The sequence below is a fragment of the Rouxiella badensis genome (assembly GCF_002093665.1).
GTDB classification, from domain to species: domain Bacteria; phylum Pseudomonadota; class Gammaproteobacteria; order Enterobacterales; family Enterobacteriaceae; genus Rouxiella; species Rouxiella badensis.
The window spans coordinates 75,008-88,207 of sequence record NZ_MRWE01000020.1 but is presented as its reverse complement, the minus strand read 5'-3'; the positions used below and the strand labels follow the sequence as shown (position 1 = coordinate 88,207).

Annotated in this window: 11 protein-coding genes; 8 read left to right on the top strand and 3 right to left on the bottom strand. The window is 54.4% G+C overall.

Features of this window, described 5'->3' with window-relative positions; genetic code table 11:
- Positions 1-342: 342 nt before the first annotated feature.
- The 3 genes from BS640_RS22075 to BS640_RS13285 all read right to left on the bottom strand — a co-directional run bounded on the left by BS640_RS22075 (position 343) and on the right by BS640_RS13285 (position 1,691).
- On the bottom strand, positions 343-510 hold the full coding sequence (locus BS640_RS22075; RefSeq protein ID WP_017491296.1) for a hypothetical protein: 168 nt from the start codon (positions 508-510) through the stop codon (positions 343-345).
- Positions 511-852: 342 nt separating this feature from the next.
- Positions 853-1,020, bottom strand: a complete 168-nt coding sequence (locus BS640_RS22130; RefSeq protein ID WP_169713495.1) for a hypothetical protein — start codon at positions 1,018-1,020, stop codon at positions 853-855.
- Between the two features lie 467 nt (positions 1,021-1,487).
- Complete coding sequence (locus BS640_RS13285; RefSeq protein ID WP_038327914.1) at positions 1,488-1,691, bottom strand: hypothetical protein; 204 nt, start codon at positions 1,689-1,691, stop codon at positions 1,488-1,490.
- A 536-nt stretch (positions 1,692-2,227) separates the two neighbouring features.
- Between BS640_RS13285 and BS640_RS13280 the strand changes: the two genes are divergently transcribed.
- The 8 genes from BS640_RS13280 to BS640_RS13245 all read left to right on the top strand — a co-directional run bounded on the left by BS640_RS13280 (position 2,228) and on the right by BS640_RS13245 (position 13,111).
- On the top strand, positions 2,228-3,688 hold the full coding sequence (locus BS640_RS13280) for an NAD-dependent succinate-semialdehyde dehydrogenase (protein ID WP_084912731.1): 1,461 nt from the start codon (positions 2,228-2,230) through the stop codon (positions 3,686-3,688).
- A 608-nt stretch (positions 3,689-4,296) separates the two neighbouring features.
- Positions 4,297-5,769: an aldehyde dehydrogenase family protein gene (locus tag BS640_RS13275; protein WP_017491300.1), complete on the top strand. Its 1,473-nt coding sequence runs from the start codon at positions 4,297-4,299 to the stop codon at positions 5,767-5,769.
- A 51-nt stretch (positions 5,770-5,820) separates the two neighbouring features.
- Entirely contained in the window at positions 5,821-6,489 is a 669-nt protein-coding gene (locus tag BS640_RS13270) for a haloacid dehalogenase type II (RefSeq protein WP_084912730.1), read from the top strand.
- Between the two features lie 71 nt (positions 6,490-6,560).
- Positions 6,561-7,838, top strand: a complete 1,278-nt coding sequence (locus tag BS640_RS13265; RefSeq protein WP_017491302.1) for an NAD(P)/FAD-dependent oxidoreductase — start codon at positions 6,561-6,563, stop codon at positions 7,836-7,838.
- Positions 7,839-7,923: 85 nt separating this feature from the next.
- Entirely contained in the window at positions 7,924-9,531 is a 1,608-nt protein-coding gene (locus tag BS640_RS13260) for an ABC transporter substrate-binding protein (protein WP_084912729.1), read from the top strand.
- 13 nt (positions 9,532-9,544) lie between these two features.
- Complete coding sequence (locus BS640_RS13255; protein ID WP_017491304.1) at positions 9,545-10,498, top strand: ABC transporter permease; 954 nt, start codon at positions 9,545-9,547, stop codon at positions 10,496-10,498.
- A 25-nt stretch (positions 10,499-10,523) separates the two neighbouring features.
- The gene (locus tag BS640_RS13250) at positions 10,524-11,393 is read left to right on the top strand and encodes an ABC transporter permease (RefSeq protein WP_084912728.1); all 870 of its coding nucleotides are present in this window, start codon (positions 10,524-10,526) and stop codon (positions 11,391-11,393) included.
- Positions 11,390-13,111, top strand: a complete 1,722-nt coding sequence (locus BS640_RS13245; RefSeq protein ID WP_084912727.1) for an ABC transporter ATP-binding protein — start codon at positions 11,390-11,392, stop codon at positions 13,109-13,111. Before BS640_RS13250 ends, BS640_RS13245 begins: the two co-directional genes overlap by 4 nt.
- Positions 13,112-13,200: the final 89 nt, after the last annotated feature.

Here is a 13,200-nt window from a genome sequence, read left to right as displayed (position 1 = left end):
CAATTGTAACTTACTGTTAATAATGAAAACTTTTTATAATGATGTATCAAATCACTGATAATTGATGATTTTACAAGACAGACTGCTGCTGTTGATTTTTTGAGTGCGAAATGGCGGCAGTTTGCTTCTTTGGAATATGAAGAAAATTTTCGCTTCGGATTTCAGTAAGGGGGGCTGTTAGAGGTCAAAGGAGAGGGCGGTGTCTGACTTAGGCCACCCGCAGCGTTCGCTGCAGGTGGAAGCAATGTCTCATAGGAGGACTACTGGCTTTCTTTTTTATCTAAGTGCATACGCAGGTGATAAATTTTGGGTATGAGACATGGGGTCGATCATTCAGACGTGTTAAACAACGTTGCCGAGAACGCTGTAAACGCCTTGCTCAACGGTTTTAACACCATTGCTCAGGTCAGGAGAGATTGCACCGGTAACGCCGTTTACTACGTTGAATAATGTGTCGATCAAACCGCCGCCTGCTACTTGTTCAACTTCTTTAGTGTCCAGTTCTTTCATGATAACCTCCGAAATTATTAATAAAGGCTGAATGGCGCCCTGTGTGGTTGTCACTCATCTTATCTACTGCAGCATTGAGTTTTTTCCCGCAGGACCCTCAATAACTGTATACCATTTCCCGATTTTGGTTGCTAAACCAGGTTGTGGGGGTTAAGAAAAGGTTAAAATTTCTCTTAACACGGCAAACATCGCAGATTCTTCTGTTGTTGACGATGAAGAATCAGGACGTCAACAGAAAATTCACCTGCTACCTGGTGATAACATCATCCGTCCCACAGGTAAGAATTTGTCGTATTAAAAAACTCATAAGCACTATGAGTAGGTTCTATTGCTAATTAACAGCTACAGAGCGAGAGGCAAGTCTGCGTAAGTACCCTGTTCAACGACTTTGACGTTAGTGCTGGCAGAGGGGGCGGCTAAAGAGACGACGTCGTTAACAACGTTGAATACTAAATCTAACGCACCGCCGCCTGCGACGCATTCAGCTTCTTTAGTCTCGAGTACTCTCACAATAACCTCCGAAATTAATAAAAATCACTGTGTTAATTTATCGCCGTGACAATAGATCCCCAATACGTGTAGGGTTATTAATCTGAGTTGGATATTAATACCCATACGTAATCAAGATTGTAATAATTACATTGTGCTACCAAAAATGAGAGTGGCTTATTTTTAATACGCACTGTCGCCCGGCTTTAAAAAATCTTTACTAATATTCATGTTGCCGAAAATTTATGTACATCTGTCATTTAACGATTATTTATGCGCAAAATTCAGGCAGCAAAAATTATCCGTATTAAATTTGCCGAAGTTTGCACAGCGTAATACGCTGCAATTCAGAGAACTACATCAAGATACTTTTGAGGTAACCCCGCCTGCAGTTCAGGCTACAGGCGAGGTAATGTCACATGCTCGTAATTCAAGAAAATCCTGATGGGTTACGAGTATGAAACATGTATTCATGCGTTACTGTTTTATTAGAAAACAGCTTGCAGTGCAGACGCCAGGCCATCAGCGACGCCGTTAACGCCTTCGACAACGCTTTCAACAGCGTTTGGAACAGTCGTTGTTACCAGCTGGTTTACCAGTGGAGATACAGCGTTCGCTACATCACCCAGCAGGCTAGTTAAAAGACCGCCACCAGCAACCTGATCCACTTCAACAGTGTTAAGTTCTTTCATAATAAGCTCCATAATAGTTGAGTAATGTTTATGCATTGTGGCGTATTACGGCAGGAATATAGTGATACCACTCCTTTGTGACCACGAATTTACTTTACCTTATCTTATTGAATTTGGCTCTATTTTGGTAAAAAAAGTGTAAAATATCTCACTTAAAAAAATAAGACGGAGATTATTCTGAAATATAATAATAAACCAAGTTAAAGAGGGAATTGAAGAGTATATTCCTAATCATTGTGAGGGATAGAGAAGACATAAGGTAATTTTACTAATGCAATTTCATTACTATTTATATGCCTTAAGTAAATAAGCATTGTGCTGCTTTCTTAATCGTTTGGCTATTGATTTAGTCAGACTGCCATCTAAATGTAACTTATTTGTAACCGAACGCTGTTTGCAGGGGAGGCTGCGAAATTTCTTTTTTCGTCCGTATAACGCAGAATCTGCTGTCAGCCTGAGCGCATTCCCCACAAAAAATTCCACATTACCGGTAGAGTAATTTGAACCCCCGAGTTACTGCGCTTAGTGGAGAAAACATGCCGCAACTGTCCCTGAAAGAACCCTCTCTTTACCGCCAGCAGGCTTTTATCGCCGGACGCTGGGTGGACGCTCACAGCCATGAAACCCTCGACGTCGTGAATCCTGCTAATGGGCAGGTGATTGCCAAGGTTCCGGCTATGGACCAACAGGACACCCGTGAGGCCATTCAGGCCGCCGAGGCTATTCGTCATGAGTTTGCCGAAATACCGGCAGCAGAACGTGCCGGGATGCTGGAGAGATGGTATCAGCTGATCCTCGACCATACTGAAGACCTGGCGATTATTATGACCGCCGAGCAGGGTAAATCGCTTGAGGAGGCGCGGGGTGAAGTGCGCTATGGTGCCAGCTTCGTCAAATGGTTTGCCGAAGAGGCAAGGCGCATCTATGGCGAAACCCTTCCTTCGCCGACGCGCGACCGCCGCATTCTGGTGCTTAAACAGCCGGTGGGTATCGCCGCCGCCATCACGCCATGGAATTTCCCGATTGCGATGATTACCCGCAAATGCGCACCCGCGCTGGCAGCGGGTTGCCCGATTATCGTTAAACCCTCCGATCTCACGCCGCTGTCGGCCCTGGCATTGGCTGAGCTCGCTTCACGGGCCGGTATTCCGGGCGGCGCGTTGCAGATAGTGACCGGTATGCCACAGGGGATTGGGGCAGAGCTGACCGGTAATCCGCTGGTGCGTAAACTGTCGTTCACCGGCTCGACGCGCGTCGGACAGCTTCTGATGCGCCAGTGCGCCGACTCGGTAAAACGCCTAAGCTTTGAGCTAGGCGGTAATGCTCCCTTTATTGTCTTTGACGACGCCGATATCGACTTGGCTATTGCCGGTGTGATGGTAAGCAAATTCCGCAACGGCGGCCAGACCTGCGTTTGTGCCAACCGAATTCTGGTACAGCGCGGTATTTATGACCAGTTCGCGGCCCGCCTGGTCGAGGAGACCCGCAGGCTCAAGGTCGGTGACGGGTTTGCCGAAGGCACGCAGATTGGCCCTTTGATTAACAAATCGGCGGTAGAGAAGGTCAATCGCCACATTGACGACGCGTTGAGCCAAGGCGCCCGCCTGTTGACGGGGGGGATTGCCGAGAACGAAGGAAATTTTGCCAAACCCACGGTATTGGCCGACGTGAACGCCAGTATGCTTATTGCTAATGAAGAGACCTTTGGCCCCGTTGCGCCGCTGTTCTGCTTTGATAATGAACAAGAAGCCATCGATTTAGCCAACGCCACGCCGTTCGGTTTAGCGGCTTATTTCTTTACCGAGAATTTGCGCCGTTCGTGGCGCGTAGCGGAAAAACTTGAATTCGGAATGGTGGGATTAAATACCGGATCGGTTTCGCTGGAAATAGCGCCATTTGGCGGAATAAAACTTTCCGGAATAGGTCGAGAAGGGGCGAAAGCGGGAATTGAAGAATATCTTGAAATGAAGTCTTTCCATATTGGCGGCCTTAACTAAATCATGACGATTTAACTTCTGCGCATTTTTCATTTTACTCCCCAACACGGCGGCTAACTCTTAACGGGTAGCCGCTTTTTAACCTCTTTAAATACCGACCGCAAAATATCGTGGCTTATCAACGTCTCAGCGCGGGCCGACGCGTCCTTTCTCAGTGCAATCCTATTTTATCTTATAAAATAGCAGGTTAATGAAATTCGCTTCCCGCGTGCCGTTTATTTTGGTGCAAGCGGAGGCGATAAAATCATTCATTTGGTGCAGCAGGTTATCTTTGGCAGCGGGACAAAAATGCAAAAAACGGATCTGTGAAGTTTTGAGCTCCTACACGGCATAAAACGTTTTTTCGGCTGTGCATACCGCATTTTAAATTTTCCGTAATATGGCACGCTTTATGCTTATAAGTATTTAGCCAGTGATAAAAGTGATGTTCTTGGCGGTTTTTCCAGGCCGCAAAGTAATAAATTTATCGATAATGACGTTGAGTGGTAAATAAACAGCTTAAATGCGGCTTGGTTAATGTTTGATCGCTCCGTCATTGGTTAAAAATATTTTCTGCGTCGCCGACGCCGACAAATTTAAGCCCTGTAAATAAGAAGGAATTGTTAATTATGTTGAGTTTTGATCCTGAAAAAGTGCCTTTACCCGCCGGGCACCTGATTGGTGGCAAAATCCACGTCGGCCACGGCGAGCGCATTAGCGTCAACCGCCCCTCCGACGGACAATTCCTTGGCGATATCCCGGACGCTGATGCGGCACTGGTCGACCTAGCCGTCACCAACGCTCATCAGTCCTGGCGGGAGAGTGGCTGGGGAACCCGCTCGCCGCGCGAACGTGCCAGGGTGTTGCGCCGCTGGGCCGACCTGATAGAGGCCAACGCCGAATCTCTCGGCCGGCTTGAGGCGGTCAGTTCCACGCGCCCAATTTATGACGTGGTGAATCACGAAATTCCTTTCACCGCCGAGGCGATTCGCTTCTATGCAGAGTGCTGCGACAAATACAGCGGCGACGTACTGCCAACCCGCGACAGCAGCCTGGGTATGCTGGTGCCTGAACCCTACGGCGTCATTGGCGCTATCACGCCGTGGAACTTCCCGCTGTCGATGGCCTCGTGGAAGCTGGGTCCGGCGCTGGCGGCAGGCAACGCCGTGGTGCTCAAACCTTCCGAACTGACACCGTTCTCCAGCGTGATGCTGGCCGAGCTGGCGATAGAGGCCGGTTTGCCAGCAGGCGTGCTGAATATTGTGCAGGGCCGCGGGGTGAGCTGCGGCAGCGCGTTGGTCAACCATCCGTTGGTCCGCAAGGTGTCTTTTACCGGTTCTACGGCGACCGGCGCACAGATTATGAGCCAGGCGGCGCTCAACGGCATGAAGCCGGTCACCCTAGAACTGGGCGGTAAAAGCCCACAGCTGGTGTTTGACGACGCCGGTGACCTCGAGACGGTGGCGGCGCGTATCTTCCGCGGTTTTACCGCTAACGGTGGGCAGGCCTGCGTGGCCGGAACCCGGTTAGTGGTGCAGTCCGGCATCGCCGAGGCGCTGACAGGCAAGCTGATTGAACTCTGTGAAAGCGTCGAGCCGGGGAATACCTGGCAAAGCGCCTGCCGCTACGCGCCTATTATCGACGCGCGTCAGGCGAAGAAGATTCAGTCCATCGTACAGACCGCCATTGACGAAGGAGCGCAGCTGCTGGCCGGGGGGGAATTCTTCCCGGATACCCAACAGGGCTACTTCTTTAAACCGACGCTGCTGGCGGGCGTCGGCGCAGACTCTGCGGCCGTGCAGGAAGAGATCTTTGGTCCGGTGTTGACCATCCAGACCTTTGACTCCGAAGAGCAGGGGCTGGCGCTGGCCAGTCACCCGCTCTACGGTCTGGCGGCGGGCGTGCATACCCTCAATATCGAACGCGCGATGCGCGCCATGCGCCGCCTCGCAGCGGGGACCGTGTGGATCAACCGCTACGGGCGCTCGGGCGATTTTATTATCCCGACCGGCGGCTTTAACGGCTCCGGCATCGGCAAAGACCTTGGCCGTCAGGCGTTCGAAGCCTGTCTGCGTTACAAAAGCGTACTGATTGATTTTTAAAACTTTCCACTACCTGTCACACGACGAAAACTATCGGAGAAGGGGATTATCATGGCGGTATTCAAACCTAAGTTTATTACTTTCGACTGCTACGGCACGCTGATTAACTTCGACATGGCCGGTGCGGCGAGCGCAATTTTTGCCGACCGCGTCAGTGCTGAAGAGATGTTGGCTTTTACCACCGACTTCGCACGTTACCGTATGGACGAAGTACTGGGCGCGTGGAAACCTTATCCCGACGTGGTGTGTCAGGCGATCGCCCGCACCTGCAAGAAATGGGGCGTGGAATATAAAGACAGCGACGGTGCCGGTATTATGGAGGCCTGTGCGACTTGGGGCCCGCATCCTGACGTGCCTGCCGGTCTGGCAAAGGTTGCCGAGGCGTTTCCTCTGGTGCTGCTCTCCAACACCATGAATGACCTGATTACCCACCACGTGCCGCGTCTCGGCGCACCGATTCATCGCGTCTTTACCGCCGAGCAGGCGCAGTCCTACAAGCCAAGAATGCGCGGTTTCGAATACATGCTCGACGAGCTAGGCTGTGGTCCTGAAGACATTCTGCACGTCTCCTCAAGCCTGCGTTACGACCTGATGACCTGCCATGACATGGGCATCAAAAACAAAGTCTGGGTTAATCGTGGTCATGATCCTGCCAACCCTGCCTACGGCTACACCGAGATTAAAGACATCGGCGGTCTGCCGGGCGTGGTAGGGCTGTAAGTCACGTCACCGTGGCAAAAGGCATGCACTAAACGGCGTGCGGTCAGGAACACATAGGATGAGGCACAGGCATGAAACTTGAATCATTTTGGCAGGCTACGGCGCCGACGTTTACCGGCGCAGCCAGCGGGGAACTCCCGGCGAAGGCGGATGTTGTGGTGGTCGGCGGCGGTTTTACCGGCCTGTCCGCGGCCTATAATCTGGCGCTGGCCGGTGTTGACGTCGTGGTGCTTGAAGCGGGCGACGTTTTGAGTCAGGCGTCCGGTCGTAACGGCGGGCACTGCAACACCGGGGTATCACAAAACTTTGCCTCATTGGTTGAAAGTCTCGGTCTGGAGCAGGCATCCATCTATTACCACGCCTACACCGAGGCGGTAGATTACGTGCAGTCGATTGTCAGAGACGAGGCAATTGACTGCGATTTTATCCGCACCGGCAAACTCAAGCTGGCGAGTAAGGCCAAGCATTTCCCTTCTCTAGTGAAAACCTACGAGCTGCTCAAACGCACCGTAGACAGCAACGTCGAGCTGATTGATGCCAGCCATATTCGCGACGAAGTGGGTTCTGACGCCTTCCACGGTGGGCTGTTGCAAAAGGGCGGCGGTCAGATGCACATGGGCAAGTTTGGCATCGGTCTGGCTCAGGCGGCGGCCGAAAAGGGCGCGGCTATTTATCCGCAGACCCCGGTCACCGGCTTACAGCAGATTGACGGGCACCGCTATCGCGTTAGCACCTCGCGCGGCGACATCGACGCCGGACGCGTATTACTGGCGACAGGCACCTCCGACAAGGGGCCGTTCTCATGGTTCCAGCGCCGTATCGTGCCGGTGGGCAGTTTTATCATTGCCACCGAACCGCTGGCACCCGCCAAACTTCAGGCGGCGCTTATCAACAACCGTACCTATGTTACCTCCTTGAATATCGGGAATTATTTCCGCACCACCGCCGATAACCGACTGATTTTCGGCGGCCGTGCGCGGTTTGCGATTAGCAACCCGACCTCCGATGCCCGCAGCGGCGGCGTATTGCGCACGGGGCTGGGCGAGCTGTTCCCGTCGTTGGCCAATGCCAATATCGACTACTGCTGGGGTGGCCTGGTCGACATGACCGCCGATCGCCTGCCGCGCGCCGGTGAGCATGAGGGGCTGTTTTACTCAATGGGCTACAGCGGCCACGGCACGCAGATGTCGGTGTACATGGGCAAGGTGATGGCGGCGTTGGTGACCGGCAAACCGGTAAGCAATCCGTGGCAGCGCAGCAACTGGGCGGCGATGCCGGGATACTTTGGCAAGCCTTGGTTCCTGCCAGTGGCGGGCCTGTATTACAAAGCCAAAGACAAGGTGTCTTGAGTCGGCGGCACACAGCAATGCACTGGATTTTCTTGATCAAAAACAACAGCTTTTTTCGGTAAATACCGCATTCGGGGAGATTTCAATGAGTAAATTTCGTAAAGAATCAGGTCCAGCAACACCGAAGTCTGCTTCAAATTTTTCTGAGATCAATATCTCGCGCCGCGGCATGATGAAAATGTTCTCCGCCGGGGCGGCGCTCAGCACCGGCATCATCAGCCTGCCAAACGGAGCCTGGGCCGCCGAGGCCACGCCGGTCAAGGGCGGTAAACTGCGCGCCGCGGCCGCTAACTCCTCGGCCGCCGACACCATGGATCCCGCCAAGGCCAACAACAGCGGCGACTACATGCGGCAATATATGTTCTACAGTGGCCTGACTGAGCTGGACAGCAAACTTATCCCGCAGATGGGACTGGCCGAGTCGATTAGCAGCAGTGACGGTGTCACGTGGAGCATCAAGCTGCGTCAGGGCGTCACCTTCCACGACGGCAAGTCGCTTAACGCACAGGACGTGGTGTTCTCGCTGTCGCGCCATAAAGACCCTGCCGTGGCCTCGACCGCGATTTCACTCGCCAAACAGTTTGCCAGCATCAAGGCCGTCGGCCTGATGGAAGTGGAACTGGTACTCGAGCAGGCAAACTTTGACCTGCCGTCTATCCTCGGCACGCCAGCGTTTCTTATCCTGCAGGACGGCACCAAAGATTTCAGCAAGGCTGTCGGCACCGGCCCCTATGTCTGTAAAGAGTTTACCCCGGGAAATCGCACCCTCGGTGAGCGCAACAAAAACTTCTGGAAACCCGGCCTGCCGCACCTCGACGAGGTTGAGCTGCTGGGCGTGACCGACCAGGCGGCGCGCGTCAATGCGTTGCTGTCCGGTGAGCTGCACTTCGTCTCGACCATCAGTTCGCGCGACGTAAAGCGTATCAACGGCTCGGGATCCTGCTCGGTATTGGAGAGCAAGTCCGGCATGTACAGCGACCTCATTCTGCGTCAGGACGCACCGGTCACCGGCAATCCGGACTTTGTGCTGGCGATGAAATATTTGCAGCCGCGCGAACTGCTGCTTAAAACGGCGCTTCAGGGGTTTGGCACGGTGGCCAATGACCATCCGGTTCCACCTTGGCATCCGTATTTCAATAAAGACCTGCCGCAGCGGCCTAATGATCTCGACAAAGCGAAGTTTTATCTCAAGAAGTCCGGGTTAGTGAAGCCGAGCCTAGAAATCGTCACCACCGATAATATCGAAGGTGCGATGGAGGGGGCGCAGTTCCTGCAACAGCTCGGCGCACAGGTCGGAATGAACCTCAAGGTGCGTCGTGTTCCCTACGACGGTTACTGGTCGCAGCACTGGATGAAGCATCCTATTTCATACGGCTCGGTCAACCCCCGCCCGACGCTGGACCTGCTGTTCAGCCAGTTCTACAAGTCAGACGCCCCCTGGAACGAGTCCGGCTGGAAAAACCCGCAGTTCGACCAACTGGTGACTGCGGCACGCGGTGAACGAGATCAGGCCAGGCGCAAGCAGATGTATGGCGATATGCAGGCGCTAGTCTATGACCACTGCGGCACCATTATCCCGCTGTTTATCAGTTCGTTAGACGGCTACAGCAACAAGGTTAAAGGGGTGGAGTCTTATCCCTCCGGCATGATGATGGGCTATCGCTTCAGTGAGTTCGTCTGGTTGGCATCCTAATCTGGAGGCAGTTATGAATCAGCTTATCCTGTTACTTATTCTTCGTCGTATTGGTTCGGGCATTTTGACGCTGTTTATCGTCTCGGCGCTGGTCTTTATCATTACCAGCATGCTGCCGGGCGATGCGGCGCAGCAGCTGCTGGGGCAGGCGGCCACGCCGGAAACGGTCGCGGCACTGCGTGAGCAACTGGGCCTGAATCTGCCGATTTGGCAACGCTATTTCGAATGGCTGGGCGGCATGCTGCACGGCGATTTCGGCAAGTCGTTCGCCAACGGTTTACCGGTCGCAAAAATGGTCGCCCAGCGTATTCCCGCCACCTTCGAGCTGGCCGGGATTACCACGCTGGTGTCGGTGCCGCTGGCGGTAATCATCGGAATTACGGCGGCGATGAAACGGGGTTCGCTGATTGACCGCATGCTGGTGGTGGGCACTATGTCGGTGGTGGCCGTCCCTGAGTTTTTGGTGGCGACCGTCTCCGTTATGGTGTTTGCGGTGCATCTGCACTGGTTCCCGGCGATGTCGCTGGGTTCCACCAATCAGAATTTTCTGGGCTACCTGCAGGCGTACGCACTGCCGGTCTTTACCCTCTGCTGCGTGCTGGTGGCACAGATGGCGCGCATGACGCGCTCTGCCATCATCAACCAGCTCGACAGTTCCTATCTTGAAATGACCCTGCTGAAAGGCGTGCGTCCGCTGCGCGCCGTGCTGCGTCACGCATTGCCCAACGCGGTCGGGCCGATTGCCAATGCCATCTCACTGAGCCTGTCTTATTTGTTTGGTGGGGTGATTATTATCGAAACTATCTTCAGTTATCCGGGCCTGGCGAGCCAAATGGTCGATGCCGTGAGCAATCGCGACCTGCCTATTGTGCAGCTGTGCGTGATGCTGTTCAGCGGCTGCTATCTGCTGCTACTGCTGCTGGCCGATATCGCCACCATTGCCTTCAATCCGAAGCTGAAACAATAAGTGACTTTCCAGAGGGGACTCAGTGATGCGTAAAACAGTTGTGGTGTTAAAAACGGCGCTGAACTTCTGGCGTTCGTTATCCAACGCCGGGCGAATCGGTCTGGTGATTACCCTGTTCTGGCTGTGCATGGCGCTGTTGGGTGGCTGGCTGGCCCCCTACAGCGTGGAGGACATTGCGGGCGGCGGCATCAACGAAGGCTTCAGCCGCGCCTTCCTGCTCGGTACTGACTACCTCGGACGCGACATGCTGACCCGCGTTCTTTATGGCGCACGCTATTCGATTGGCCTGGCGCTGTCGGCCGCCATTCTGGCCAGCGTCTGCGGCACGTTGCTGGCGCTGCTGGCGGCGATGTCCGGCAAGTGGCTGGAAGAGCTGCTGGGCCGTATCAACGACGCCCTGTTGATTATGCCGGGGAAAATTATGGCGCTGCTGATGGTGGCAGTATTTGGTTCCTCGCTGCCGATGCTGATTCTGACGGCGGTTATCACTTATTGGCCGGGTGCCTACCGTATCGCCTACGCCATGGCCTCGAACCTGCGTTCGATGGACTACGTGCAGGCCGCGCATCTGAGGGGTGAAAGCAAACTCTATATCGCATTAACCGACGTGCTGCCGAACATGCTGCATCCGATGCTGACAGATTTTGGCCTGCGCTTCGTCTACATTGTGTTGCTGCTCAGCGGCCTGAGCTTTCTCGGGCTGGGCGTGCAGCCGCCTTACGCTGACTGGGGCACGCTGGTGCATGAAAACCTTCAGGCATTGTTTGATGGCTCTCCGGCGGTGTTGGTACCGGCGGTGGCGATTGCCAGCCTGACCATTGGCGTGAATCTGTTTATCGACAGCCTGCAAACGCGTCGCGTGATTAGACTCGAACTGGAAGAGGAGGCGGCATGAATACATTTCCCATTCATTCAAAGCCGGGTGTGAAGGACGTAACGCAGGCCACGCGCAACGAGGCCCCTGTGCTGGTCAGCGTCAGCCAGCTTGAAGTGCAGGCCAAAAATGAGAGCGACGAGCAGATTGTGCTGGTCTCTGACATCAGTTTCGACGTGAAAAAGGGCGAGGTGCTGGCCCTGATTGGTGAGTCCGGCTCCGGTAAGACCACCATTGCGCTTGCGCTGATGGGCTATGCGCGTCACGGCTGTAGGATAACGCAAGGCACGTTGAACGTGGCGGGAACCGACGTCACGGCGCTGTCTGCTCGTCAGCTCAGCGAGTTTCGTGGCTCGAAGGTCGCCTATATCGCCCAGAGCGCGGCGGCGTCGTTTAACCCGGCAATGCGCTTGATGGATCAGGTTATCGAGCCGGTACTTATTCACCACACCATGAAACGTGCCGATGCCGAGAAAAAAGCCGTCGAGCTGTTTCGTGAAATGGCGCTGCCGTCGCCGGAAACTATCGGTCAACGTTATCCGCATCAGGTTTCTGGCGGTCAGCTTCAACGCGTGATGGCGGCGATGGCGCTGATTGGCGACCCGGAGGTGGTCATTCTCGACGAACCGACCACCGCACTCGACGTGACCACTCAGCTTGAGGTCCTCAAGACCTTCCGCCGCGTCGTCAAACAGCGCGGGACGACGGCGATTTACGTCAGTCACGACCTGGCTGTCGTGGCGCAGATGGCCGACAAAATACTGGTGCTATTGAAAGGGCAGATTGCTGAATACGGCACCACGGAAGACCTGCTGACGCGGCCTGCGGCTTCCTATACCCGCAGCCTGCTCGACGCGGCGCGGCATAAACCGCGCAACAGCCCGTGGAAACCGGAAGACGCGCCGGTCAAATGTTTGCTTGAGGTGCGTGACTTGGCCGCCGGATACGGTCCGCTGGACGCCGACGGTAAACCTAAAATTAGCATTCTGCAGGACATCAATTTCAAACTCTATCCGGGCCAGGCCATCGGCATTATCGGGGAGTCTGGTTCAGGAAAAACCACGCTTGCGCGGGCGATTGCTGGCATGATTTCTCCCAGCAATGGCTACATTTTGTTTAACGAGAGCTATCTGGCGGGCGAGATGTCTGCCCGCAGTCCGGACGAGCTGCGCCGGGTGCAGTTTGTGTTCCAGATGGCCGACACCGCACTGAACCCGAGTCAGACCATTGCCAGCATCCTGAAGCGCCCTCTGGTGTTCTTCCACGGGCTGCGCGGCAAGGCGCTTGATGCGCGCCTGAAAGAGCTGCTTGATCTTGTCCGCTTGCCGCACAGTATTCTGCATCGCAAGCCCTCGGGGCTGTCCGGCGGTCAAAAGCAGCGCGTCAATTTGGCGCGAGCGCTGGCGGCAGAGCCGGATCTTATTCTCTGCGACGAGGTCACCTCGGCGCTCGACTCGGTGGTTGCCGCAGCGGTACTGGACCTCATCTCCGAGCTGCGTCGCGAGCTTAACGTGTCGTTCCTGTTCATCAGTCATGACCTTCACGCCGTACGCTCGGTCTGTGACGACATCATCGTGGTGAAAAACGGGCAAATGGCGACCCAGGTGAGCCGCATTGACTACGACAAGACTTCCAGCAGCCTGTATTACGAAAGACTGAAAAGGGCGGTGCCAGAGCTGCGGCAAGGCTGGCTGGAGGAGCAGGACGGCAGTACCGAAGAGTCGATCAATGCCGAATAAGCTTTGCATTAATTTCGATAAATCCGCCACTTGATACAGTGACGTAAATCATCTCTATTGAATTAACCCCTTGCACCAGAAGATGCGTT

Coding starts and splice junctions, on each gene's coding strand:
- BS640_RS22075 (WP_017491296.1), bottom strand. CDS start 510: ATGAAAGAACTGGACACTAAAGAAGTTGAACAAGTAGCAGGCGGCGGT.
- BS640_RS13285 (WP_038327914.1), bottom strand. CDS start 1,691: ATGAAAGAACTTAACACTGTTGAAGTGGATCAGGTTGCTGGTGGCGGT.
- BS640_RS13280 (WP_084912731.1), top strand. CDS start 2,228: ATGCCGCAACTGTCCCTGAAAGAACCCTCTCTTTACCGCCAGCAGGCT.
- BS640_RS13275 (WP_017491300.1), top strand. CDS start 4,297: ATGTTGAGTTTTGATCCTGAAAAAGTGCCTTTACCCGCCGGGCACCTG.
- BS640_RS13270 (WP_084912730.1), top strand. CDS start 5,821: ATGGCGGTATTCAAACCTAAGTTTATTACTTTCGACTGCTACGGCACG.
- BS640_RS13265 (WP_017491302.1), top strand. CDS start 6,561: ATGAAACTTGAATCATTTTGGCAGGCTACGGCGCCGACGTTTACCGGC.
- BS640_RS13260 (WP_084912729.1), top strand. CDS start 7,924: ATGAGTAAATTTCGTAAAGAATCAGGTCCAGCAACACCGAAGTCTGCT.
- BS640_RS13255 (WP_017491304.1), top strand. CDS start 9,545: ATGAATCAGCTTATCCTGTTACTTATTCTTCGTCGTATTGGTTCGGGC.
- BS640_RS13250 (WP_084912728.1), top strand. CDS start 10,524: ATGCGTAAAACAGTTGTGGTGTTAAAAACGGCGCTGAACTTCTGGCGT.
- BS640_RS13245 (WP_084912727.1), top strand. CDS start 11,390: ATGAATACATTTCCCATTCATTCAAAGCCGGGTGTGAAGGACGTAACG.